Source organism: Streptomyces sp. WG5, assembly GCF_049974565.1.
In the GTDB taxonomy this organism is placed as follows: Bacteria; Actinomycetota; Actinomycetes; order Streptomycetales; family Streptomycetaceae; genus Streptomyces.
The window spans coordinates 61,229-85,810 of record NZ_JBNGGC010000019.1 but is presented as its reverse complement, the minus strand read 5'-3'; the positions used below and the strand labels follow the sequence as shown (position 1 = coordinate 85,810).

Sequence of the window (24,582 nt, the reverse complement as noted above, 5' to 3'; positions counted from 1 at the left end):
GGTCCGCAGTCGGCGTAAGACCCCGCCCCCCCCGCACCACTACCCGCCCAGCGCCCGGTGCTCCCCGGCCAGCTCGGCGTACTTCGTCCCGTTCAGCGTGACCCCCTGACGCTCCTCCTCCGTCAGCTCCCGCTTCACCTTCGCCGGCACCCCCGCGACCAGCGAACCCGGCGGTACCCGCATCCCCTGCGGGACCAGCGCCTGCGCCGCGACCAGGGAACCGGCGCCGATCACCGCGCCGTTGAGGACCGTGGCGCCCATGCCGATCAGGCAGTCGTCCTCGACGGTCGCCCCGTGCACCACGGCGTTGTGCCCGATGGAGACACGTTCGCCGACGGTGACGGGGAAGCCCGGGTCGGCGTGGAGCGTGCAGTTGTCCTGGACGTTGCTGCTCGCGCCGACGGAGATCCGCTCGACGTCCCCGCGCAGCACCGCGCCGTACCAGACGCTCGCCCCCGCGTGCAGTGTCACGTCCCCGATCACCGAGGACGTCGGTGCCACGAAGGCCTCCGCGTCCACCTTCGGGTCCTTGCCGCCGATGCCCGTGATCAGCGCCTTCTGCGTCATCGTCGCCTCCTGCTCAAGTGGTGTACGGCACCGTACGCCACCCGGTGGGGTGAAGATCACAGCCCTTCGGAGTCATGCCGGCAGCGCACGCCGACTACCGTGAACGGGTGCCGAAGCGCAAGAACACGTATCCGTCCTGGCGGAGCCGCCTCGCGCAGCGGGCCGTTCACGCGGGCTGGGCCTGGGTGCAGCGCACCGGCTCCGTCACCGCCGCGCACCCCGGGCGCTTCCGCTTCGGCGCACTGGGCACGGGCACCCGGCTCGCCTTCCCGCTCGGCACGGTCTTCGGAGAGCCCTGGATCCACGTCGGCGACCACTGCATCATCGGCGAACAGGTCACCCTGACCGCCGGACTCATGCCCGACCTCGACCTGGGCCCCGAGCCGATCCTGCGCATCGGTGACGGAGTCGTGCTCGGCCGCGGCAGCCACGTCATCGCGGACACCACGGTCACCATCGGCAGCGACTGCTACGTCGGCCCGTACGTCTACGTCACCTCCACCAACCACTCCTACGACGATCCGCACCAGCCCATCGGCAAGCAGTGGCCCCGGATGGAACCGGTGGAGATCGGCTCCGGCTGCTGGATCGGCACCGGCGCGGTGATCCTGCCCGGCGCGCGGATCGGGCGGAACGTGGTGGTCGCCGCCGGTGCCGTGGTCCGGGGCACGGTCCCCGACCACGCGGTGGTGGCGGGCGCGCCCGCCCGCGTCGTACGGCGCTGGACGCCCGACGACGGCTGGCAGCCACCGCTGCGGACCCCGGCACCGGTCCCCATCCCCGACGGGGTCACGCCGGGACAGCTGCGGGCGCTGTCGAAGCTGGACGACGAGGCGGTGGCCCGGCTGGCCGAGCCGGACGACGACGCGGTGACCCGGGTGCCTGCACCGGACGACCGGGCCGGAGCGACGGGCAGGCTCGCGGAGCCGGCCGCCGAGAGCTGAACGTCCCGGCGCCCCGGCCACCGCCCGGCGCGGTGCGCCCACCGGAGCGCGGGCCACGCCCGCCGCCCGCACAGCGGGCAGCCGTCCGCCGAGACGGCCGCCCGCCGCCCGCACAGCGGGCAGCCGTCCGCCGAGACGGCCGTTCACCGCGCTGCCCGCTGTTGTTAGCGTGCCGCCATGCACGCACCCATCGGGAACTTCGACAGCGCCACGCCCGCGACGGAATGCCTCGGCGAGCTGACCCGCCCGGTCGCCGACGCCGTACGCCACTGGAGCGGCGGCGTCCCCGCCGACCAGATCGTCTACGTCGACACCGCACCGGAGTGGGCCGACACCGCCACCTTCGTCGAGCACTACGGCCGCGAGCTGCTCGAACAGTCCGCCAACTGCGTCGTGGTCACCGGCAAGCGCGGCGGCGGCACGACGCTCGCCGCCTGCGTGGTGCTCTCCACCACCCGGGTCGACGTCAACGGGGTCGTGCGCCGCCATCTCGGCGCCCGCAAGGCCTCCTTCGCGCCCATGGACACGGCGACGGGCGAGACCGGTATGGAATACGGCGGCATCACCCCGGTCGGCCTGCCCGGCGACTGGCCCGTGCTGGTGGACTCGGCCGTCGTCGACCTGCCGTACGTCCTCGTCGGCAGCGGACGCCGACGCGGCAAACTGCTGGTTCCGGGCAAGGCCTTCGCGGAACTGCCGGGGGCCGTGGTCCTGGAGGGACTGGGCGTCGCCTGACCGTTCAGGCGGTGGCGTGGTGGGCCAGCACCAGATGCGGATCCGTCTCACCGGGGACCGGCTCCGGGTCGGCGTGGACCAGGGCGGCGGTGAGCCGCGGCACCGCGTGCAGCAGCGCGTGCTCGGCCTCGACGGCGATGCGGTGGGCCTGGCGGACCGTGACCTCGCCGTCCACCACCAGGGCCACCTCGGCGCGCAGCCGGTGCCCGATCCAGCGCAGCCGCAGCTCGCCCACCCCGCGCACGCCGGCCACCTCGCCCAGTACGTGCTCGGCCCGGTCCACCAGAGCCGGATCGACGGCGTCCATCAGCCGCCGGAACACCTCGCGCGCCGCGTCCCGCAGCACCAGCACGATGGCGGCCGTGATCGCCAGCCCCACGACGGGGTCGGCGAGCCGCCACCCCAGTGCCGCGCCGCCGGCGCCCAGCAGAACGGCCAGTGACGTGCAGCCGTCCGTACGGGCGTGCAGTCCGTCGGCGACCAGCGCGGCGGAGCCGATCTCCCGGCCCACGCGGATCCGGTACCGGGCCACCCACTCGTTGCCGGCGAAACCCACCACGGCGGCCACCGCGACCGCCGGCACGTGGGAGACCGGACGCGGATCGAGCAGCCGGTCCACCGCCGTCCACCCCGTCAGGACCGCGGACGCGGCGATCGTCAGGACGATGACGATGCCGGCCAGGTCCTCCGCCCGGCCGTAGCCGTACGTGAAGCGCCGGGTGGCCGCGCGCCGGCCCAGCACGAAGGCGACGCCCAGCGGCACGGCGGTCAGCGCGTCCGCGGCGTTGTGCACCGTGTCGCCGAGCAGCGCCACCGACCCGGAGGCCACCACCACGACCGCCTGCGCCGCCGCCGTCGCGCCGAGCACCGTCAGCGACACCCACAGCGCGCGCAGCCCGCGGGCCGAGGACTCCAGGGCCGGGTCCAGCTTGTCGGCGCTCTCGTGGGAGTGCGGGGTGAGGCGGTGCGCCAGGCGGTGCCACCGGCCGGCGGGGGAGGGGCGGCCGGGGGCGTGCTCGTCGTGGTGAGGGTGACGGTGATTCCGGTGCGGGTCGCTCACGGGGTTCCCCTTCCGGTGTCGGGGGTGATGGCCGGTGTGGGTGTCTCGGTGCGAGGGGCCGGCGTGGTGCGGGACGGCGGTGTGGCCGGCGCGGTGCGGTGCGGCGGTGCGGGCCGGCGCGGTGCGGTGTTCCGGTGCGGCGGTGGACGTCCGGCGTCCCCCAGGCCATTATGTGCGTATGAGCGCACGCTTGCACCTTTCACCTGCGGACGATGCGCACCCGCGCACACCGGGCGAAGAGCAGTTCGCCCTCGCCGCCGAGGTCCTCGCGCTGCTCGGCGACCGAACCCGCCTGACCCTGCTGCACGCCCTGACCGGCGGCGAGGCCGACGTCACCACCCTCACCGAGATGTGCGGAGCGGCCCGGCCCGCCGTGAGCCAGCATCTGGCCCGGCTGCGGCTCGCGGGGCTCGTGAGCACCCGCAAGGAGGGGCGGCGGGTCGTGTACGCACTCCGTGACGGGCATCTGCGCCGCCTGGTCGCCGAGGCGCTGAACGTCGCCGACCACCGGCTCGGCGACCGGCCGCTCCACGACTGACCGGGAGCACTCAGCCGGTCGTCCGGGTGCCGAGGTACTGCTCGGCGAAGGCCGCCGCCGCGACCGGAGAGACGAACAGGCGCCGCAGCCGGGCCAGGGCGGCACCCGCTCGGTACGGGTCTCCCGACGCCGTGCCGTGGTACATCTCCCCGAGCCACTGGGAGAACTCCTGGTAGTCCCACGCCCGGGCGAGACACGTTGCCGAGTAGCCGGACAGCCCGGTCTCGTCGCCGTCCGTGAGGTACGCGACCAGTCCGTCGCCGAGCAGGAAGGCGTCGTGCAGGGCGAGGTTCAGGCCCTTGGCGGCGATGGGTGCGGTCAGGTGGGCCGCGTCCCCGGCCAGGAAGAGACGGCCGAAGGCCATGGGCTCGACGATGTGGCCGTGCATGTCCAGGACACGTCTCTCGATCAGCCGCCCCTCCTTGAGAGGCGGCGCCCCGACGGCGCCGAGCCGTTCGCGCAGCTCCGCCCAGACCCGCTCGTGCGGCCAGTTCCCCGGATCGTCGCCCGGCGGGCACTGGAGGTAGTAGCGGGTCACCTCCGGACTGCGCGCCATGTGGCCGGCGAAACCGCGCGGATGCATGCCGAACACGACACAGTCGTAGGACGGCGGTGCCTCGGCCAGGAGCGCCAGCCAGCCGACGCCGTAGTCATGGCGCGCGACGCGCACCCGCCCGGACGGCAGTGCCGCCCTTGTCACCCCGCGCGCACCGTCGCAGCCCGCCAGGAAATCGGCCTCCACGACGCGCCGTTCACCGGAGTCCGGGCACACGTAGGACACCGACGGCCGGCCGGACTCCAGCCCATGCAGGCGGACGTCCCGGACACCGAACCGGATCTCACCGCCCCGCACGTCCGCATATTCGCGGACCAGGTCCGTCACCAGGAACTGCTGGGGGTAGACGAAGTGGTGACGGCCGGTCAGCCGGGTGTACTCGAACCGGTACGACTCCCCGGCGAACCGGAACTCGCACTCGGTGTGCCTCTGGGCCCGCTCCAGCAGGGTCCGCGCCAGGCCCCGCCGTTCCAGCCCCCGTACGGCCCACTCCTCGATGACCCCGGCGCGGGGCCGCCGTTCGATGAACTCCCGGGTCTCGGTCTCCAGGACCAGGCAGCCGACGCCCGCGGCGCGCAGGATGTTGCCGACGGTGAGGCCGGCGGGGCCGGCACCCACGACGACGGCCGAGAAGCCTTGTGCGGCACCGGAGCTGCCGTGGGGGGAGGCTGCGGTCACTCGAGCATTATGCGGGCGGTACACGGCCACGGGAACGGTCCGCGCGGCCCGCCGCCCGGAAAACACACCTGGCGTCCCGCGATCGGCGCCCCTGCGCTCCCCGCGATGTCGGGCAGGGGCCGGCCGAGTGGCGGGGTCTCGGTCGTCGGGCAGGGGGCGGCCGAGTGGCCGGGTCCCGATACGTGGGGCAGGAGCCGGCCGAGCCGTGGGGTCCCGGTCGTCGGGCAGGCGCCGGCCGAGTGGTGGGGTCCCGGAACGCCGGGCAGGAGTCAGCCGAGCCGTGGGATCTCGACAGCAGGGCAGCGGTCCATCACCATCTCCAGCCCCGCGGCCCGGGTCCGCTCGTACGCGGCCTCGTCGATCACGCCGAGCTGGAACCAGACAGCCCCGGCCCCCTGGGCGACCGCCTCGTCGGCGACCGGTCCGGCCAGGTCGGCGTTGACGAAGACGTCGACGACGTCCACCGCGAAGGGGACGTCCGCGAGAGAGGCGTACCCCCGCTCACCGTGCACCGTCTCCGCCTTGGGATGCACGGGCACGACGCGCTTGCCGAAGCGCTGCAGCACCTCGGCGACGCCGTACGCCGCGCGCTGCCTGTTCGACGACAGGCCCACCACGGCCCAGGTGTCGCCGAGTTCGGTGAGGATCTTCCGGACGGTTGCCTCGTCGCCGTACACCGGCGGCCTCCCTGGACTCCTGGACGACGCGTATGTCGCGTGTCGTGTCTTCCCGCAGGACAACGGACGGTGGCCCGCCGGGATTCCCGTGCGGCGGGGGGAGCCGCGGCGAGCGCGCCCCCTGTGCGCCACCGGCCCGCCCCGCCTACGCTCAGCCCGTGCTGCGCATCATCGACGCCCGGACCCGAGAGCCCGCCCCCGCCGCCCCCGCCCGGAGGGGCCCCACCCGTGTCGTGGCGCACCCGCCGGGCCGCGACACGACCGGACTGCGCGTGCTGCTCGTCGCCGACCTCCTGGTTCGCGCCCTGGAACTGGACGGCACTCCCACGTGGACGGTGCTGACCGGCGCGGAGGAGGAGCCACGGCTGCGTGCGGACGCCGCGGCCCTCGGCATCCGGCCCTTCGACGACGGAGGAGCGGCCGGACCCGGACCGGGCGCCGGGCAGACCGTGCACGTCGTGCGTGAGGGCGGGGCCGCTCCGGACGGGGCAACGGTCGCCGTGGCCTCCGCGGACGCGGCCGGACAGCGCACCGACGACCCCGACGCCGTGCGTCTCGCACTGCTGGAGTGGCACCACCACGCGCGCGTGGAGCTCGACGCGAGCGCGCTGGACGAGGCCGGGGACACGCTGGCGCGCTGGCGCCGCGCGGTCGCCGCCTGGGCACGGCGGCCTTCGCGTCCCGTCCCGGGCGAGGTGCGCGACCAGCTGCGAGCCGCGTGGGAGGACGACCTGGACGCCCCCGGGGTGCTGCGTGTGCTGCGCCGGGTGGAGACCGATCCGGACCTGCCGGACGGAGCCCGGTTCGAGACCTACGCCTACGCCGACCGGTTCCTCGGCCTCCACCTCGCCCGGGACGTCGGCACCCCGGCCTGAGCACGCGCCGGGTTCCGGCCGCGGACGCGCCGCCTGGTCGTGCTGCGGCACGCCGAGTCGTCCCGCGGCACGCCGAGCAGGCCCACCCGCCGCCGTCACCGGCCACGACCGCACGCTTGCTGCGACGACCGGCCGCTCGCCGGCCACGACCGCCCGCTCGCCGGCCGCGGCCGCCGGGACCCGGCCGCGGCCGGACGGGCCCCCGGCCCCCGGCGCGGTCCTGCCGGCCGCGGTGACGGTGCCGGGGGGCGTGCGGCGGCGAGCGCATAGGCTGGCCGGATGCAGGACGAGTACCGCACCGTCGCCCGCGCGGGTGTGCACGAGACCGAGATCAACCGCTCCCGTTTCCTGTGCGCCCTCGCCCCGGCCGCCACCGAGCAGGAGGCCCAGGCCTTCGTAGCGGCCGTACGCAAGGAGCACGCGGACGCCAACCACAACTGCTGGGCGTACGTCATCGGGGCCGACGCCGCCGTCCAGAAGGCCAGTGACGACGGCGAGCCGGGCGGCACCGCGGGTGTCCCCATGCTCCAGATGCTGCTGCGCCGCGACATGCGGTACGTCGTCGCCGTCGTCACCCGCTACTTCGGGGGCGTCAAGCTCGGCGCGGGCGGACTCATCCGCGCCTACGGCGGCGCGGTCGGCGAGGCCCTGGACGACCTCGGCACACTCACCCGCCGCCGGTTCCGCCTGGCCACGGTGACCGTCGACCACCAGCGCGCGGGCAAGCTCCAGAACGACCTGCGCACGGCGGGACGCGCGGTGCGCGACGTGCGGTACGACGAAGCCGTCACCATCGAGATCGGCCTGCCGGAGGCGGACGTGGCCGCCTTCCGGTCCTGGCTCGCGGACGCCACCGCGGGATCGGCCGTGTTCGAACTGGGCGGCGAGGCGTACGGGGACGCGTGACCGTGCCGGTTCGCGGTCGCCGACGTGGTGTCCTCGGTGAGGCGGAGGCCGGTCCGCCTCACCGTGCGCGTGGAGCCCGCTACTTCGTGGCCCCCTGTGCGAACCCGTTGTAGATGTAGCGCTGGAGGAAGAGGAAGATCACCAGAGTGGGCGCGATCACCAGGATGGCCCCGGCGGAGATGTTCTCCCAGTGCGCGCCGAACGGTCCCTTGAAGCGGAACAGGGCCGTGGACATGGTCCCGAGCTCCTCGGAGGGCATGTAGAGGAACGGGATGTAGAAGTCGTTGTACGTGGTGATGCCCTTGATGATGACCACGGTGGCGATCGCCGGCTTGAGCAGCGGAAAAATGATCTTCCGGTAGATGGTGAACGAGTTCGCGCCGTCGAGCCGCGCCGCTTCGTCGAGGGACGTCGGAATCCCGCGGATGAACTGCAGGAAGATGTAGATGGACACGATGTCGGTGCCCATGTAGAGCAGGATCGGGGCCCAGCGGGTGTCGAACAGGCCGAAACTGTTGACCACCTGGAAGGTGGCGACCTGGGTGGTCACGCCGGGCACCAGGGTGGCGATCAGGAACAGCGCCATGACGAGCTTCTTGAAGCGGAAGTCGAAGCGGTCGATGGCGTACGCCGTCATGGAACCGATGATCACGGTGCCGGTGACGGAGAACAGCAGGATGAAGGCCGTATTGCCGAAGGCCGTCAGCATGTGGCCGTCGGTGAACGCCGTGGCGTAGTTGGAGAAGTTCAGCCAGTCGTCCGGCAGGGCCAGGGCGCCCTGGCCGTCGGCAATCTCGTCGTAGGACTTCAGCGAGGTCAGGAAGACCACGAGGAGGGGGACCAGGACCACGAGGGAGGCGACGATCAGCGACAGGTAGGTGAGGGCGCTGCCGATGGGGAGGCGCCGGCGGGGGCGGCCCTCGGTGGTGGGGGCGGTGATGGTCATACGAGGTCCACCTTCTCGTCGGGCACGATGCGGCGCTGGATCCAGGTGATCAGCAGGATGATGACCAGCAGCACAACGGCAGAGGCGGAGGCCAGGCCGGTCTTGTTGAACTGGAAGGCGAACTTCACCGTCTGGATGACGAACGTCGAGGTCTCGGTCGCGCCGCCGGTCATGATGTACGGGATCTCGAAGACGGACAGGGAGCCGGAGATCGCCAGGATGACGCTGAGGCTCAGCACCGGGCGGATGCTGGGCGCGATGATGTGCCGGAACTGCTGCCACCGGGTCGCGCCGTCGAGCTGGGCGGCCTCGTAGAGCTCACCGGGGATCGACTGGATCGCGCCGAGGAACAGGACGAAGTTCAGGCCCGTGAAGCGCCACACGGACACCCCCGCGAGCGAGGTGTTGGCCGACTCCGGGCTGCCCAGCCACGCGTGGCCGGTGTCGGCGCCGAACCAGGACAGGACGGAGTCGAGGGTGCCGCCGTCCTGGAAGAAGTAGAGGAAGACGAAGCCGATCGCGACCCCGTTGATCAGGTAGGGGAAGAACAGGATGCCCTTGAAGAGGTTCCTGAAGCGCAGGTCGAAGCTGAGGACCACGGCGAAGTACAGGGCGATGACGATCTGTACGGCGGAGGCCGCGAGGTAGTAGAAGCTGACCGCGAAGACCTTGAAGAGCTCGGGCCGGGTGAACAGCTCGGTGTAGTTGTCGCCGCCGACGAAGTTCCGGTCGGGGCTGACACCGTCCCAGTCGGTGAAGCTGTAATAGATCATGTTGCCCACGGGCACGTAGGTGAACGTGACCAGCAGGGCGAGGGGGGCGAGGAGGAACAGCCACGGGGTGATACGGCGCAGGGGCCGGTCGTGCCACGAGGCAGCGCCCGGCGCACGGCGCCGGGAGGGCTGTTTAGCGGTCCGGCCCGGTTCGGTGGCCGGAGCGGGCGGTGATGCGGTGGAGGCGGTGCGGGTCATTGCGGGGCCAGGGCCTTTCGTCGTCCGCTGAGGGCACTGGGGCGGGTCCGGACCCCTCCCGCCGACGGGAGGGGCCCTTGCCGGGCACCGGTTCAGGAGCCGGCCATCTGCCTGGCCTCGGACCAGCGCTCGTTCAGTTCGTCGAAGTAGCCGTCGAGCGACCCGTCCACGGCTCCGCGGGCGATGTCGATCAGCTTCTGCCGGTAGTCCGGCTTGGCCAGACCGATCTCGGAGGCGTTGTCGATGGCGTTGACCTCGGCCGTCTTCGCCTCGGAGCGCTCCACCATCTTGACATCGTTGTCAACGTAGCCCTTGAGGGTGTCCGGCATACCCTCGGCCTTCAGGGCGGAGACCGCCCCCTCCTTCGCCGCGTAGCCCGACTTCTCGGTGAACCAGTCGATCCAGGCCCGTGCCGCGCTCTTGTGGTCGGAGTGGATGTTGACGGCCTGCTGGTAGTCGGAGACCAGGGTCGCGCAGAACGTGCCCCCCGTCTGTGCCGGGACGGGCATGAAGCCGATGTCGTCGGGGTTCTGGCCGGCCTTCTCGGCCGCGTCCCGCATCTGGTTGATCGCCCAGGAGCCGAGCATCATGCTGCCCACCTCACCCTTGGCCAGGAGGGTCTTCGAGCTCTCCCAGTTGGTGGTGGCCGGGTCCTTCTCCGACAGTTTCTCGTGGACGATGTCGTGGAGCAGGGTGTCCAGCGCGTTCAGCTCCGTGCCCTCCTCCCAGGGCTTGTCCGTCGAGGCCAGCTTGTCCGAGGCCTGGCTGTCGCAGCCCACGGACCCGACACTGTTCGTCCAGGGGCTGCTGAGCGGCCAGCCGTCCTTGAAGTTGGTGTAGTACGGCGTCGCGCCCGTCTTCTCCCTGACGGCCTTCAGGTCGTCCAGGAACTGCTGCGGCGTCGTCGGCCAGTCGGTGATGCCGGCCTTCTTCCACAACGCCTTGTTGTAGACGAAGCCGTTGGCGGTGCCGAAGGTGGCGATTCCGTGGGTCTTGCCGCCGACGTCGGTCTTGTCGGTGAAGCGGTAGGTGTTCTTCATCGTCGAGGTGTCGCCGAGCGGTGCGAAGAACTTGGGGTAGTCGCCCTTGGCGATCACCGAGGGGATCAGTAGGACGTCGCCGTAGTCCTCCGTGTTCATGCGGATCTTCACCTCGCCCTCGTAGTCGGTGAGGCCCTCGAACTCGACCTTCACCTCGGGGTAGGTCTTGTTGAACTCGGCGGCGTACCTCTTCATCGTCCCGTCCTGGATCAGGTCGGTGCGATTGGTCAGGACGGTGATGTTCCCCGAGACGCTGTCCGGGTTCACCGGCGCGGCAGCGGTCTCGTCGGCGTTCGGGCTCCCGCCCCCGCCGCACCCCGCGACGGTCAGCATCGCGGTGGTCAGCAGAGCGACGCCCAGCGTCTTCTTCCCCATGTGCCCAGCTCCTTCCAAGGATTACGGCTCGGGCTCCGGTGGTTGTCGGCGACTATGTCAGGCACTCGTGAACCGGTAAAGCTAAGTACCGAACCGCGATACTTAATCGTTACCGGCGGGGAATGGCTGCGTCAGATGCCACTGGAGCTCGCACCGGCACTCACTGCGGAGCGGTGGTGGCTCCTGTCAGGAGGTGAGGGCTAGACCGGTTCACTTGTGTGGGGTTAAGTTGGCCGCGTCGTACAGGAAACGGGCCCGTCCCGCCTAAGGAGCCGCACATGAAGGAAGTCGTCCAGCTCACCGAGGACTGGAGCCTGCGCCACGGCGAGAGCCAGCTGCCCGCCCAGGTCCCCGGCTGTGTCCACACCGATCTGCTCACGGCCGGCCTGATCCCGGACCCCTTCCTCGGTGTCAACGAGCCGGAGGTGGCGTGGGTCGGACAGCGTGCCTGGACCTACGTCCGGGACGTGGCGGCCACCGACACCGCCCAGGAGGGCCACGAGCGCACCGACCTGGTCTTCGACGGACTCGACACGGCCGCGACCGTCACCCTGGGCGGGCGGGAACTGGGGCGCACCCGCAACATGCACCGCCACCACCGCTTCGACGTCACCGGCCACCACGGGCAGCTGAAGGTGGACTTCGCCTCCGCCTACGACGAGGCGGCGGCGGTACGGGCACGGACGGGCGAGCGGCCCAACGTCTACCCGGAGCCGTTCCAGTACATCCGCAAGATGGCGAGCAGCTTCGGATGGGACTGGGGCCCGACACTGGTCACCGCCGGAATCTGGCGCCCGGTCCGGCTGGAACGCTGGTCGACGGCGAGGCTGGCCGGCGTGCGTCCCCTGGTGACGGTCGAGGGCGGCACCGGACGGGTCGAGGTGCGGGTGGAGGTCGAGCGCACGGCACGGGGCGCGGACCGTTCGCTCGCCGTGCGGGCCACGGTCGCCGGTGTCGAGACCCACGCGGCCGTCGACGGTACGCGGGCCCTGCTGACGCTCGACGTGCCCGACGTCTCCCTGTGGTGGCCGCGCGGCTACGGTGCACAGCCGCTCTACGACCTGGAGGTCGCGTTGGTCGAGGACGGGCCCGAGGCGAGGACGCTGGACTCCTGGCAGCGGCGGATCGGTTTCCGGAACGTGGAACTGGACCGCTCCGCGGACGAGCACGGAACCGGGTTCACCCTGGTCGTCAACGGTGTACGGGTCTTCGTGCGCGGTGTGAACTGGATCCCCGACGACGTCTTCCCCTCCCGCATCACACCCGAGCGGTACCGCACGCGGCTGCGCCAGACGGCCGAGGCGGGAGTGGACCTGGTGCGCATCTGGGGCGGCGGGATCTACGAGGACGACGCCTTCTACGACGCGTGCGACGACCTGGGTCTCATGGTCTGGCAGGACTTCCTCTTCGCCTGCGCCGCCTATCCCGAGGAGCAGCCGCTGCGCGGCGAGGTGGAGGCGGAGGCGCGCGACAACGTTGTCCGCCTGATGCCGCACCCGAGCCTCGTCCTGTGGAACGGCAACAACGAGAACCTGTGGGGCTTCCGCGACTGGGACTGGGAGCCCGAACTCGCCGGCGACTCCTGGGGCGGCGGCTACTACCTGGACCTGCTGCCGCGCATCGTCGCCGAGCTCGACCCGACCCGGCCCTACACGGCGGGCAGCCCCTGGTCCGGCTCGTGGGACCACCACCCCAACGATCCGGCCCACGGAACCCACCACTCCTGGGAGGTCTGGAACCGCCGGGACTACGCCGAGTACCGCGACTCGGTGCCCCGCTTCGTCTCGGAGTTCGGCTGGCAGGCACCCCCCGCCATGGCGACCCTGCGGCGCGCGCTGCCCGGTGAGCAACTCGCTCCCGACTCGCCCGGCATGCTGCACCACCAGAAGGCCGAGGACGGGAACGGCAAGCTGAACCGGGGCCTGGCACGCCACTTCGTCCTGCCCGAGGGCGACTTCGACCGCTGGCACTACCTCACCCAGGTCGTGCAGGCCCGCGCGATCGCCGCCGGCATCGAACACTGGCGTTCGCACTGGCCGGTCTGCGCCGGCACCGTCGTCTGGCAGATCAACGACTGCTGGCCGGTCAGCTCCTGGGCCGCCATCGACGGCGACGGAAGGCTCAAGCCCCTGTACCACGAGCTGCGCCGGGTCTACGAGGATCGCCTCCTCACGCTCCAGCCGGACACCGGCGGCCCGGTCCTCGCCGTCGTCAACCAGGCACCGGAGCCGTGGCAGGCCCCGGTGACCCTGCGCCGGATGCGGGCGGACGGCACCGAGCTGGCGAAGCTGGTCCTCGACGTGACCGCAGTGGCCCGTTCGGTGCACCGGCAGAGTGTGCCGGAGGAACTGGTGCCGGACGAGCGGTCGGGCGAGGAGTTCCTCGTCGCCGACTGCGACGGCCTGCGCGCGCTGCATGTTCCCGTGCCGGACAAGGACTTCGCGTATCCGGTACCTCGCTACGACGTGGCCGTGGAGTCCCCGGTCGGTGGTGATGCGAGTAGTGTCGAGGTCGTGGTGACAGCACACACTCTCGTACGTGACCTTCTCCTGCAGGCCGACCGGCTCGGCCCGGACGCGGTCTGCGACACCGGACTACGCACCCTCCTTCCCGGAGAACGGGCCCGCCTCCGGGTCACGGGGGCGGCCGAAGCCGGGGCCAACTCCGTGCGTGCCGCACTGTTCTGTGTGGAACCGGCGTGAGCGCACCCTCCGAACGCGTCACCATCAAGGACGTGGCCGCCGCCGCGGGCGTGTCCAAAGGTGCCGTGTCGCTGGCGTTCAACCACAAACCGGGTGTCTCCGAGGCCACCCGGGAGCGGATCTTCGCGGCGGCGCGGCAGCTGGGCTGGGCGCCGAACTCCTCGGCCCGCAGCCTGTCCCGGCAGTCGGTCGACACCGTCGGGCTGGCCATCTGCCGGCCGGCCCGGCTGCTGGGCCTGGAGCCCTTCTACATGGAGTTCGTCTCCGGCATCGAGAGCGTGCTGGCCGAGCGGGACTGCTCGCTGCTGCTGCGACTGGTCGACTCCCTGGAGGAGGAGATCGGACTGCAGGAGCGCTGGTGGAGGGAGCGGCAGATCGGCGGCTCGATCCTGGTCGACTTCCACCGGGAGGACCCGCGTGTGGAACCGCTGCGCAAGCTGGGCCTGCCGGCCGTGGCGGTCGGCCACCCGTCCCTCACCGGGGGCTTCCCTTCCGTCTGGACCGATGACGCCGCCGCCGTCGCCGAGGCGGTGCGTTACCTGGCGGCGCTGGGACACCGGCGCATCGCGCACGTGGGAGGCCCCCGCGGCCTGGGACACAGCGCCATCCGGACGACCGCCTTCGAACAGACCATGGGGGAGCTCGGCCTCGACAGCGGCCCGCACGCGGAGACGAGCTTCTCGGGCGACGACGGGGCGCGTGCCACGCGCTCCCTGCTCCTGGGCCGGGAACGGCCCACGGCGATCCTCTACGACAACGACATCATGGCGGTCGCCGGCCTCGGCGTCGCCGCCGAGATGGGCATCTCGGTGCCGGACGACCTCTCCCTGCTGGCCTGGGACGACTCCCAGCTGTGCCGGCTGACCCATCCGACGCTGTCCGCGATGAGCCACGACGTGCACGGCTTCGGGGCCCAGGTCACACGCGTGCTGTTCGACGTTCTCGACGGCCGTCAGGTCGCCTCCCGGCCGGTGGCGACACCGTCCCTCGTACCGCGTGCCTCGACCGCCGCGCCCCGTCCTGAGAGATACACGGACGTCTGACGAAACGACGCCTGGCGATGCGACGCCTGGAGACGCGGCGTCTGGAGACGCACGGACGTGTGAGGGGCGCGGCAGGATGCCGCGCCCCTCACACGGCCTCGGCTCCTGTACGGACGGCTACTCACCACCTGATGAGTACGCAAACCCGGTGATCGCTTCGGGTCACAGCACCAGCGGTCCGAGTTCCGCGGGGACGTCACCCCTCGTCCACCTGCCGCCCCTCCACCAGGTCCCGTACCGCCCGCCCCAGCCGCGTCCGGCGAGTCTCCGACGTCGCGGCCTGGAGCAACACGAGCATCACGAGGTAGCGGGCGGTCCGGTCGAGCGCGTCGAAGGCCGCCGCGTCCGGGAACGCGACGGCTTCCACCCCGTGGAACTGCTCCATGCCGGCAGGCTGGCCCGGACGCGCCTCAGCCGGAGCGGGCAACGCCTGATGCCTGTAGGTCGGGGAGCCTGCGTCAGTGGCACACGTGTCGCACATCTGTCGGCGAACAGAAGGCCGGAAAACCGAAAGTGCCGCGCGGCATCTGATGCAGGAGGGAATCCGCTGGGACCAGAACCGGTTAAGTGCCTGTCGCGCACACGTTTCCCGCCGCTGTGTCACCGGCCTCCCGCCATTGCAGGCGGGCGGCCGCCGCAGCTCCGACGAGGCCCGCGTCCCGTGCCAGGGCGGCGGGGCGCACCTCGAGACCGCGGGCGAAGTCGAGTACGGCGAAGGTGCGCAGATGGCGGCGGAGCGGAGTGAACAGCGTCTCCCCGGCCTGGGCGACACCACCTCCGATCACCGCGACCTCGATCTCCAGCAGTGTCGCGCTGCCGGCGATGGCGGCGGCCAGGGCGCGTGCCGAGCGGTCGTACGCGGCCAGGGCGCGTTCGTCGCCCGCGCGGGCGGAGGCGGCGACGGCAGCGGCCGTCGGCTCCGTGCCCGGCTGCGGTGTCCAGCCCGCCTGCACCGCGTATCGGGCGATGGCGGTTCCGCTGGCGTGTCCCTCCACGCATCCCCGTGCGCCGCAGGCGCAGGGAGCGCCGTCGAGGTCGACGGAGATGTGACCGATGTGCCCGGCGTTCCCCGAGGGCCCCGGATGCAGTCGGCCGCCCAGAACATACCCGCCCCCGACGCCGGTCGAGACCACCATGCACAAGGCGTTGTCCACTCCGCGAGCGGCGCCGAGCCAGTGCTCGGCGGCGGTCATGGCCACGGCGTCCCCGAGCAGGACCGGTCTGATGCCGGCGAAGAGCATCGGATGGGCGCGCACGCTGTCGACGAGGGGGAAGCTCCGCCAGGCGGGAATGTTCACGGGGCTCACCGTGCCGGCCGCCGTGTCGACCGGGCCCGCGCTCGCGATGCCCAGTCCGCGTACCGTGCCCCAGTCCGGGGCGGCGGCCAGGGCGTCGATCACGGCGTCGACGGTCCGGGCCATGCGCTGGGTGGATTCCCGTGCGGGTGTGGGGAGTTCGGCGCGGTGGACGACGGTCCCCCGTTCGTCCACCAACGCACCCGCGATCTTGGTCCCTCCGATGTCCAGGGCGGCGTACACCGATTCAGTCCTCTCGGGCCGGTCGAGCCTCCCTGCGCACCGCTCACCGGCGGCGTCGGGCGAGAGGCCAGACAACGTTGTCAAAGAAAATGGGCGGCAGTGGGTCTTACCTGAGGGGGCCACACCCGGCCGGGCTCAGGCCGGCGGCTGCCACGAACAGCGTTCCCTCGCCCTCCACCAGAACGCTGTCGTCCGAGGCGGACAGGAAGCAGGAGTCGCCGGCGCCGAGCCGAAGGTGGTCCGTGCGTCCCGCGCGCAGTCGGACCCATCCGTCCGCGCAGAAGGCGATGCGGGGGCCGGCCGACGGCACGAGGGGGCCGCCCTGGCCGTCGAGCCGGGTCCGGTGGAGGGAGAACTCCTCCACCGGGCAGTCGTACAGCTGCGTGGAACCGGGCCCCGGGACGCTGGTGGGTGTCACCTCCGGCACGTGCACCGCCGGATTGGTGATCCGAAGCAGCTCGGGCACGTTCACTTCCTTGGCCGTCAGTCCGGCCCGCAGCACGTTGTCGGAGTTGGCGAGCAGTTCGAGTCCCACTCCCCGCACGTAGGCGTGCAGTCCGCCGGCCGGCATGAACAGCGCCTCACCGGGTTCCAGGACCCGGTGGTTCAGAAGGAGGGAGGCCACGAGCCCGAGATCTCCGGGATGGTGCCGGGACATGCGCTCCACCGCCGCGTACGCCTCCGCGTGGGGGCCGTCGGGCCGCGCCCGGCGCCGGCACGACTCCACGACGCCGCGCACCAGCGCCGCGCGGTCATCACGCGGCCACTCGAGTACGGCCCGCAGGGCATCGGTCAGCACCTGGTCGCCGGCGCCGGCCCGCAGCAGTGCGACGACCGGGTGCAGCCGGCCGACCTCCAGGTCCTCCAGGACGCGCACGGCCTCCTCGCGGCCGCGGAAGCCGGCCAGCACCTCGAACCGGCTCAGCGCGCACAGCAGCTCGGGCTTGGGCCAGCCGTCCGCGTAGGGGCCGTGGCGGCCGTCGGCCTGCTGCGCGGCGAAGGCCGAGCGTGCCTGCTCCCGGTCGGGGTGCACCTGTATGGACAGGGGTTGCTCGGCGGCCAGTACCTTCAGCAGGAAGGGCAGCCTTCCCCCGAACCGCCGGGCGCACGCGGCCCCCAGTTCCCTCTCGGGGCCGCCGGACACGGCGTCCAGGAGGGTCAGCTCTCGTCCGCCGCGCGTCATGCCCGCGGGGCCGGACGGATGCGCGCCCATCCACAATTCCGCCTCCGGCCCGGCCGAGGGCGTCCTTCTTCCCTGCAGCCGGGCCAGTGCCTCGTGCGAGCCCCATGCGTATGGCTTGATGACCGGTTGAAGTAGATCCACGTTTGTACGTTAACGGCGTACGAACGAACTCCATGACCCAATCGGCTTCTGTTATTGAACCGGTATAGTAGCCCCTCCGGGGGGATCTGAGGGGCTTTCTTCCGCGTGGCGTGAAGGGTGCGGGAGGGCGGAAGTCCGAACGCCGAAGGCTGTGGGGCGCCTGCCTGCGAGGCGGCGTCCGTGGATCCCGGACCAAGGCCCTTCCCGGCGGAACGCGCTCGCGCGTCGCGGTACGAAGGCATCGGCGGCCTCCCGGCGCCGGCGGCGGGCACGTGGGTGCCGGGCGGGTGCCCGTCAGGACGGCCGGGAGCAGGAGCGTCAGGGGGCGGGCGGGAGCATCAGGGGGCGGGGGTGTCCGGCCGGTGTGTGGGGGTGGCCATGGATCGCGTCCCTTTCGTTCGGAGGGAGACGGCTCGCTGCGTCGGCGGGCGCGGCGGATGGCGGTGCGGGCCTCGAGAGTTCGGCGGGGTGGCGCCGGTCGGTCGTGTACCGGTTAACCGGATAGGAACGTAGGGCGACGTCGTTCCCCTGTCAATCAGCTGCGCCGACTCTGTTTCCGCTGGTGATCGACCACTTTGTTCGCGTGCATCAGTCGTGGTCAGCCTGTTTAGCGGTTTAGCTCCAGGAGGGCGGTCGTGCTCGGTGGACGGATCGCGAACCGTCTATTGACATGGGCGTAACACCCGGTGCCTCATGGTGTGGCGATGGCCCGGTCGTGCCCCATGGGGCCGAAGTCGCGGCAGGACGAGGTCAGTTGTCCGGCGCCCACCCGCACCGGCGACGCCTGCGAAGCCTGCCTCTGGTCACACCCCTCTGTCGAAGCGCTCGCGACGTCCGCCAAGCCTGCTCTCAGGAGTCGGTACGGGCGCTGGACATCGTTGTCAGGTAAGGACGCGGTCCGCCCACGCGGGCATCGTCGCGCTCCGCACCACCCGCATCCGCATCCGCATCCGCACCCAAGGAGAGATATGCGAAAGCCGAGAAGCACCCTGATCACGACGGCGGGTATGGCGTTCGCCGCCGCCCTGGGCCTGCTGGTCTCGTTTGCCGGCCCCTCCGTGGGGGAGGCCGAGGCGGCACCCACCGGCATCCGTGTCAGTGACGGACACGTGGTCGAGGCGAACGGGAACGAGTTCGTCATGCGCGGGGTCAACCACGCCCACACCTGGTACCCCGAGCGCACGAACTCCATCGCCGACATAGCGGCCAAGGGTGCCAACACCGTCCGCGTCGTCCTCAGCAGCGGTGACCGGTGGACGCGGACGAGCGCCTCCGAGGTCTCCTCCCTCATCGGCCAGTGCAAGGCCAACAAGGTCATCTGCGTGCTGGAGGTGCACGACACCACCGGCTACGGCGAGGACGGCGCCGCCACCACCCTGGACAGGGCCGCCGACTACTGGATCGGCATCAAGGGCGCGCTCCAGGGCCAGGAGGACTACGTCATCGTCAACATCGGCAACGAGCCGTTCGGCAACACCGGCTACGCGGCCTGGACCGATGCCACCAAGAGCGCGATCGGCAAGCTCCGGGGGGCCGGCATCAGCCACGCCCTGATGGTCGACGCCCCCAACTGGGGCCAGGACTGGTCCGGGACCATGAGGGACAACGCGGCCTCGGTCTTCGCCTCCGACCCCGACCGCAACACCATCTTCTCGATCCACATGTACGGCGTCTACGACACCGCCACCGAGGTGCAGGGCTACCTGAAGCACTTCGTCGACAACGGACTGCCCATCGTCGTCGGCGAGTTCGGCGACCAGCACAGCGACGGCAACCCCGACGAGGACGCCATCATGGCGACCGCGCAGTCCCTGGGCGTGGGCTACATCGGCTGGTCCTGGAGCGGCAACGGCAGCGGCGTCGAGTACCTCGACATGGTCAACGGCTTCGACGCGAACTCCCTGACCCCCTGGGGCAACCGCATCATCAACGGCGCCGACGGCATCGCGGCCACGTCCGAGACCGCCACCGTCTACGGCGGCGGGGGCGGAACGGGCGGCGGTACCGCTCCCAACGGCTACCCGTACTGCGTCAACGGCGGTTCGTCCGACCCCGACGGTGACGGGTGGGGCTGGGAGAACAGCCGCTCCTGCGTGGTCCGGGGCAGCGGCGCGGACAGGTGACCTTCCTCGCGCACAGTCGCATTCATGGGTCGTCCTCCCGCCCTCGGGGCGGGGGGACAACCCCCTGCGCGGCCCCGGCTCGGCCCTCCACGCACCCGAGACCGACGCGAGGTGGCGGGCTCCGCACCGCATCCGGCTCGCGTCCGGCTCCTCGCTGCCCCGGCTCCTCACCGAAGCGGCTGCGCGCAGGAACTCGACGCGCTGCAGCGCTTCACGCTGGGCGAGCCGGCGGTCTCCGCATGTCCCGTGGCCGCACGCTGTGCGGGCCGCTGCCTGGCCGGGCAGCAGGCGGGCCCGCTGCCCGGGCCGGTGGTGGCGGTGCGCGCCGGGCCGCCCGGCGGCTCGTCCGGATCCGGCAGGGGCGGCGATGGCCATGGCCGCCCTGGGGCAACCCTTGGTCGGACGGGAGGCGGGAGGCGGGAGGCGGGAGGCGGGAGGCGGGAGGCGGGAGGCGGGAGGCGGCGGACGGTGACCTCGGCGATGCGGGAGGAACGGCATCCTGGATGGACGTTCCGTCGTCCGGGTGATGCGAGGACAGTGGTGGGTCGGAGGACCCCATGCGTTAGCGTGACGAGCGTCGGTAGTGAGCTCCGTGCTGATTCGCGTGGGTCGCGAAGGTGCAGTAAGGGTAGAAACGTGCAGGTCAGGGCAATTTCATGAAAATTCTGCACACGTCCGACTGGCACCTCGGCCGGGCCTTCCACCGGGTGAGCATGCTCGGGGCCCAGGCCGGGTTCATCGGCCATCTCGTCGAGACCGTGCGGGAGCGCGGCGTCGACGCCGTGGTCGTGTCGGGAGACGTGTACGACCGGGCCGTGCCGCCGCTGGCCGCCGTCGAGCTCTTCGACGACGCCCTGCACCGCCTGGCCGACCTCGGCGTGCCCACGGTGATGATCTCCGGCAACCACGACTCGGCCCGCCGCCTGGGCGTCGGCGCCGGGCTCATCGACCGCGCCGGCATCCACCTGCGCACCGACCCGGCGGGATGCGGTTCCCCGGTCGTACTGGAGGACGCGCACGGTGAGGTGGCGTTCTACGGGCTGCCGTACCTCGAACCAGCTCTGGTGAAGGACGGGCTCGGCGTCGAGAAGGCGGGCCACGAGGCCGTGCTCGCCGCCGCCATGGACCGGGTCCGTGCCGACCTCGCCACCCGCGCGCCCGGCACCCGTTCCGTCGTCCTCGCGCATGCCTTCGTCACCGGCGGCGAGCAGAGCGACAGCGAGCGGGACATCACCGTCGGTGGGGTCGCGGCAGTGCCCGCCGGTGTCTTCGACGGCGTCGACTACGTCGCGCTCGGGCACCTGCACGGCTGTCAGGCCCTCACCGAGCGCGTCCGCTACTCCGGGTCCCCGCTGCCGTACTCCTTCTCGGAGGCCACGCACCGCAAGAGCATGTGGCTCGTCGACCTGGACGCCGACGGCTCGGTCACCGCCGAGCGGGTCGACTGCCCGGTGCCGCGCGACCTGGCCCGGCTGCGCGGCACCCTGGAGGAACTGCTCGCCGACCCCGAGCTGACCCGGCACGAGGAGGCGTGGGTCGAGGCGACCCTCACCGACCCTGTCCGCCCCTCCGACCCCATGGCCCGGCTCACCGAGCGCTTCCCGCACACGCTGACCCTCGTCTTCGACCCCGAGCGGCCCCCGGACGGCCCGGCCGTGTCCTACGCGCGGCGCCTGGCCGGCCGCAGCGACCAGCAGATCGCGGAGGACTTCGTGACGCACGTGCGTGGAGCCGGGCCCGACGACCGTGAACAGACCGTGCTGCGGGACGCGTTCGACGCGGTGCGCGCCGACGAGACCGTGCGGGAGGTGGCCGGGTGAGGCTGCACCGGCTGGACATCACCGCCTTCGGCCCCTTCGGCGGATCACAGAGCGTCGACTTCGACGACCTGTCGGCCGCCGGACTCTTCCTGCTGCACGGACCCACCGGCGCCGGCAAGACCTCCGTCCTCGACGCCGTGTGCTACGCGCTGTACGGGTCGGTGCCCGGCGCCCGCCAGAGCGGCCAGGGCATGACCCTGCGCAGCGACCACGCCGCCGTCGGCACGCGGAGCGAGGTGCGCCTCGCCTTCACCGTCGCCGGGCGGCGACTGGAGGTCACCCGGCAGCCGCCCTGGGAGCGTCCGAAGCTGCGCGGCAAGGGCACGACCGTCGACAAGGCCCAGACCTGGCTGCGCGAGTACGACGCGACGGCCGGTGCCTGGAAGGAACTCAGCCGCTCCCACCAGGAGATCGGCGAGGAGATCACGCAGCTGCTCGGGATGAGCCGCGAGCAGTTCTGCCAGGTCGTACTGCTGCCGCAGGGCGATTTCGCGCGCTTCCTGCGCGCCGACGCGGAGGCTCGCGGCAAGCTGCTCGGCCGGCTCTTCGACACCCGGCGCTTCGCCGAGGTCGAGAAGCGCCTCGTCGAGCGGCGCCGCTCGACCGAGGCCCAGGTGCGCGAGGGGGACGCCGCGCTGCTGGCCGACGCCCACCGGATGCAGCAGGCCGCCGGCGACGCCATGGACCTGCCGGAGCTGGCGCCGGGCGAGCCCGGTCTGGCCGAGGCCGTCCTCGCCGCCGCCGCTCTCGCGCGCAGCACGGCCCGGGAGCTGCTGACCGTCGCCGACTGCCGGCTCACGGCCGCCGAGACCGATCGGGCAGCCGCCGAACGCGACCTCGCCGACGCACGGGAACTGGACCGGCTGCAGCGGCGGTTCGCCGAGGCCCGGGAGCGGGGAGCGCTGCTGGCACAGCGGGCCGACGCCCACCGCGCCGCCCAGGAACGCATGGCACGGGCCCGCAAGGCCGAAGCGGTGGCCCCCGCCCTGGAGCTGCGGGACGCCGCCGACGCCGAACACCGGCGGGCGGCAGCCGCGGAAACACAGGTGCGTGCCCTGCTGCCCGAGGCCCTCGCGGACGCCGGGGCCGCAGGGCTCGCCGCCGCCGCGCGTCGGGCAGCCGAGGAACTGGGCGGGCTGGAGTCGGCCCGGCGCGCCGAACAGCGCCTCGCCGACCTGGTCGAGGAGCGGGCCGGGCTGGACCGCCAGGAACGCGCCGACGAGGACGTCCTGCACGAGGCGGAGACCTGGCTCGCCGACTGGGAGACCACACGCACCGCGCTGCAGGCCCGCGTCGACTCCGCGCAGCAGGCCGCGGCCGACGCCGAACAGCTCGCCGTGCAGCGCGACCCGGCGCAGCGGCGGCTCGCCGCGGCCCGGCAGCGGGACCGGTACGCCGCCGACGCCCAGGAGGCACAACGGCACGCCCTCGCCTCGGCCGAACGCGCCGTCGAGGCCCGCGCCCACTGGCTCGACCTGAAGGAACAGCGGCTGACCGGCATCGCCGCCGAACTCGCCGAGGGCCTCACCGACGGCGCACCGTGTGCCGTGTGCGGCGCCCTCGACCATCCCGCCCCCGCGCGCAAGATCGCGGGGCATGTCGACCGGGAGGCGGAGGAGCGCGCCCTCGCCGCCTACCAGGACGCCGACGAGCGGCGCGCGGACGCCGAGCGGCGCCTGGGCACCGTACGGGAGGCACTCGCCGCCGCCGCGGCGGAGGCCGGGGAGACGCCCACCGCCCGGCTCGCCGAAGAGGCCGAGGAACTGGAGCGGCGGTACGCGCGGGCGCGGGCGGGCGCCTCCGGGACGCACGCCGCGCAGGAGGAGCTGCGCCGGGCGGAGCACGAGCGCGAGCAGCGGATCACCGCCCAGCAGCAGGCCGCCGTCCGGGCCGCCTCCCGGGTCGGCAACCGGGAGCGGCTGGAGAGCGAACGAGCCGCACTGGAAGAGGAGTTGACGAGGGCTCGCGGCAGCGCCGGCAGTGTGGCGGCGCGAGCCGAGCAGCTGGAGCGCCGGGCCGCGCTGCTGACGGAGGCCGCCGACGCCGCCCGCCTCGCCGAGGACACGGCCCAGCGGCTCAAGGCCGCCGACGCCCGTCTCGCCGACGCCGCCTTCCGCGCCGGCTTCGACACCCCGCGGGACGCCGCCGCCGCGCTGCTCGACGACGCCGCCCACCGCGAGCTGCAACGCCGGCTCGACGCAGGGGACTCCGAGGAGGCCGCCGTCCGCGCGATCCTCACCGAGGCCGACACCGCCGCCGCGGCGCAGCGGCCGCCCGCCGACGTGGCGGCGGCGGAACACGCTGCCGCCGACGCGGGCCGGCGCCTGCGCCACGCCGCCTCCGCACGCGACGCGGCCGCCCGGTGCTGCGCCGAACTGGACCGGCTGTCCGCGCGGGCCACCGGCTCCGCGCGCCGGCTCGCCCCGGTGCGCGCGGAGCACACCCGCGTCGCCCGGCTCGCCTCGCTCGCCGCGGGTACCTCCGCGGACAACGAACGCCGGATGCGCCTGGAGTCGTACGTGCTGGCGGCCCGCCTGGAGCAGGTGGCCGCCGCGGCCACCGCACGGCTCCAGCGCATGTCGTCGGGCCGCTACACCCTCGTCCACTCCGACGACCGCACCGGGCGCGGCCGCAGCGGCCTCGGCCTGCACGTCGTCGACGCCTGGACCGGCCGCGAACGCGACACGGCCACACTGTCCGGCGGTGAGACGTTCTTCGCCTCGCTCGCCCTCGCGCTGGGCCTCGCCGACGTGGTCACGGACGAGGCGGGCGGTGTCCGCCTGGACACCCTCTTCATCGACGAGGGCTTCGGCAGCCTCGACGACCAGACCCTCGACGAGGTCCTCGACGTCCTCGACTCACTGCGCGAGCGGGACCGCAGCGTCGGCATCGTCAGCCATGTCGCCGACCTGCGGCGGCGGATCCACGCCCAGCTGGAGGTCGTGAAGGGACGGTCGGGGTCGGTGCTGCGGCAGCGGAGTCCGGCCTGAGGGGTTCCGGCACAGCCTCGGCGGCCCGGCGACGGTCCGGCCCGCCTCGTCGCGTGGCCCGCCACGGACGAGGCGACAGGGGGTCTCCCCGGCTCGAACGCAGTCGAGAGCCGGGAAGGCGCACCGGTCAGGTCATCGGCTCGGAGGGCGGCTCCAGGCGAGGAGCGCGGCCCG

At 72.5% G+C, this 24,582-nt stretch carries 20 protein-coding genes; 10 read left to right on the top strand and 10 right to left on the bottom strand.

Annotated elements, in window-relative coordinates; translation table 11 throughout:
• Positions 1-39: 39 nt before the first annotated feature.
• Positions 40-567, bottom strand: coding sequence for a gamma carbonic anhydrase family protein (locus ACP4IX_RS21475; RefSeq protein ID WP_426522170.1), 528 nt, complete (start codon positions 565-567; stop codon positions 40-42).
• A 107-nt stretch (positions 568-674) separates the two neighbouring features.
• Between ACP4IX_RS21475 and ACP4IX_RS21470 the strand changes: the two genes are divergently transcribed.
• Both ACP4IX_RS21470 and ACP4IX_RS21465 read left to right on the top strand, forming a co-directional pair.
• Positions 675-1,511: an acyltransferase gene (locus tag ACP4IX_RS21470; protein ID WP_426522171.1), complete on the top strand. Its 837-nt coding sequence runs from the start codon at positions 675-677 to the stop codon at positions 1,509-1,511.
• Positions 1,512-1,688: 177 nt separating this feature from the next.
• Entirely contained in the window at positions 1,689-2,246 is a 558-nt protein-coding gene (locus ACP4IX_RS21465; protein WP_426556391.1) for a YbaK/EbsC family protein, read from the top strand.
• A gap of 4 nt (positions 2,247-2,250) precedes the next feature.
• Here the strand turns inward: ACP4IX_RS21465 and ACP4IX_RS21460 are convergent, their stop codons facing one another.
• Positions 2,251-3,306 (bottom strand): cation diffusion facilitator family transporter, encoded by a 1,056-nt coding sequence (locus ACP4IX_RS21460; protein ID WP_426556390.1) that lies wholly within the window; start codon positions 3,304-3,306, stop codon positions 2,251-2,253.
• A gap of 178 nt (positions 3,307-3,484) precedes the next feature.
• Between ACP4IX_RS21460 and ACP4IX_RS21455 the strand changes: the two genes are divergently transcribed.
• Positions 3,485-3,844 (top strand): ArsR/SmtB family transcription factor, encoded by a 360-nt coding sequence (locus tag ACP4IX_RS21455; RefSeq protein WP_426522174.1) that lies wholly within the window; start codon positions 3,485-3,487, stop codon positions 3,842-3,844.
• Between the two features lie 10 nt (positions 3,845-3,854).
• Here ACP4IX_RS21455 and ACP4IX_RS21450 read toward each other — a convergent pair whose 3' ends face one another.
• Both ACP4IX_RS21450 and ACP4IX_RS21445 read right to left on the bottom strand, forming a co-directional pair.
• Positions 3,855-5,078 (bottom strand): 4-hydroxybenzoate 3-monooxygenase, encoded by a 1,224-nt coding sequence (locus ACP4IX_RS21450; RefSeq protein WP_426556389.1) that lies wholly within the window; start codon positions 5,076-5,078, stop codon positions 3,855-3,857.
• A gap of 269 nt (positions 5,079-5,347) precedes the next feature.
• The gene (locus ACP4IX_RS21445; RefSeq protein WP_426556388.1) at positions 5,348-5,755 is read right to left on the bottom strand and encodes a CoA-binding protein; all 408 of its coding nucleotides are present in this window, start codon (positions 5,753-5,755) and stop codon (positions 5,348-5,350) included.
• Between the two features lie 158 nt (positions 5,756-5,913).
• Here ACP4IX_RS21445 and ACP4IX_RS21440 point away from each other — a divergent pair, with 158 nt between their 5' ends.
• The gene (locus ACP4IX_RS21440; protein ID WP_426556387.1) at positions 5,914-6,630 is read left to right on the top strand and encodes a hypothetical protein; all 717 of its coding nucleotides are present in this window, start codon (positions 5,914-5,916) and stop codon (positions 6,628-6,630) included.
• A gap of 279 nt (positions 6,631-6,909) precedes the next feature.
• Positions 6,910-7,536 (top strand): YigZ family protein, encoded by a 627-nt coding sequence (locus ACP4IX_RS21435; RefSeq protein ID WP_426522178.1) that lies wholly within the window; start codon positions 6,910-6,912, stop codon positions 7,534-7,536.
• Positions 7,537-7,615: 79 nt separating this feature from the next.
• Here the strand turns inward: ACP4IX_RS21435 and ACP4IX_RS21430 are convergent, their stop codons facing one another.
• The 3 genes from ACP4IX_RS21430 to ACP4IX_RS21420 all read right to left on the bottom strand — a co-directional run bounded on the left by ACP4IX_RS21430 (position 7,616) and on the right by ACP4IX_RS21420 (position 10,868).
• Positions 7,616-8,482 carry a carbohydrate ABC transporter permease gene (locus tag ACP4IX_RS21430; RefSeq protein WP_426556386.1) on the bottom strand — a complete coding sequence of 289 codons (867 nt, stop codon included), beginning with the start codon at positions 8,480-8,482 and terminating at the stop codon, positions 7,616-7,618.
• Positions 8,479-9,453, bottom strand: a complete 975-nt coding sequence (locus tag ACP4IX_RS21425; protein ID WP_426556385.1) for a carbohydrate ABC transporter permease — start codon at positions 9,451-9,453, stop codon at positions 8,479-8,481. Before ACP4IX_RS21425 ends, ACP4IX_RS21430 begins: the two co-directional genes overlap by 4 nt.
• 92 nt (positions 9,454-9,545) lie before the next feature.
• Positions 9,546-10,868 (bottom strand): ABC transporter substrate-binding protein, encoded by a 1,323-nt coding sequence (locus tag ACP4IX_RS21420; RefSeq protein WP_426556384.1) that lies wholly within the window; start codon positions 10,866-10,868, stop codon positions 9,546-9,548.
• A 278-nt stretch (positions 10,869-11,146) separates the two neighbouring features.
• Between ACP4IX_RS21420 and ACP4IX_RS21415 the strand changes: the two genes are divergently transcribed.
• Together ACP4IX_RS21415 and ACP4IX_RS21410 are read left to right on the top strand one after the other, a co-directional pair.
• Positions 11,147-13,570, top strand: a complete 2,424-nt coding sequence (locus ACP4IX_RS21415) for a glycoside hydrolase family 2 protein (protein ID WP_426556383.1) — start codon at positions 11,147-11,149, stop codon at positions 13,568-13,570.
• Positions 13,567-14,613, top strand: coding sequence for a LacI family DNA-binding transcriptional regulator (locus ACP4IX_RS21410; RefSeq protein WP_426522183.1), 1,047 nt, complete (start codon positions 13,567-13,569; stop codon positions 14,611-14,613). The genes ACP4IX_RS21415 and ACP4IX_RS21410 overlap by 4 nt, the downstream gene beginning before the upstream one ends.
• Positions 14,614-14,809: 196 nt before the next feature.
• Here ACP4IX_RS21410 and ACP4IX_RS21405 read toward each other — a convergent pair whose 3' ends face one another.
• From ACP4IX_RS21405 to manA, 3 genes are all read right to left on the bottom strand, one after another.
• On the bottom strand, positions 14,810-14,998 hold the full coding sequence (locus ACP4IX_RS21405) for a YdeI/OmpD-associated family protein (RefSeq protein WP_426556382.1): 189 nt from the start codon (positions 14,996-14,998) through the stop codon (positions 14,810-14,812).
• Positions 14,999-15,176: 178 nt separating this feature from the next.
• The gene (locus ACP4IX_RS21400) at positions 15,177-16,151 is read right to left on the bottom strand and encodes an ROK family protein (RefSeq protein WP_426522184.1); all 975 of its coding nucleotides are present in this window, start codon (positions 16,149-16,151) and stop codon (positions 15,177-15,179) included.
• 106 nt (positions 16,152-16,257) lie between these two features.
• Positions 16,258-17,475: a mannose-6-phosphate isomerase, class I gene (gene manA, locus ACP4IX_RS21395; protein ID WP_426556381.1), complete on the bottom strand. Its 1,218-nt coding sequence runs from the start codon at positions 17,473-17,475 to the stop codon at positions 16,258-16,260.
• Between the two features lie 968 nt (positions 17,476-18,443).
• On the opposite strand from manA, the gene ACP4IX_RS21390 reads away from it, so the two are divergent.
• The 3 genes from ACP4IX_RS21390 to ACP4IX_RS21380 all read left to right on the top strand — a co-directional run bounded on the left by ACP4IX_RS21390 (position 18,444) and on the right by ACP4IX_RS21380 (position 24,408).
• The gene (locus ACP4IX_RS21390) at positions 18,444-19,598 is read left to right on the top strand and encodes a cellulase family glycosylhydrolase (RefSeq protein ID WP_426556380.1); all 1,155 of its coding nucleotides are present in this window, start codon (positions 18,444-18,446) and stop codon (positions 19,596-19,598) included.
• Positions 19,599-20,254: 656 nt separating this feature from the next.
• Complete coding sequence (locus ACP4IX_RS21385) at positions 20,255-21,418, top strand: exonuclease SbcCD subunit D (protein WP_426556379.1); 1,164 nt, start codon at positions 20,255-20,257, stop codon at positions 21,416-21,418.
• A complete protein-coding gene (locus ACP4IX_RS21380; RefSeq protein WP_426556378.1) occupies positions 21,415-24,408 on the top strand; it encodes an AAA family ATPase in 2,994 nt (997 codons plus the stop codon). Before ACP4IX_RS21385 ends, ACP4IX_RS21380 begins: the two co-directional genes overlap by 4 nt.
• The last annotated feature ends 174 nt before the right edge of the window (positions 24,409-24,582 follow it).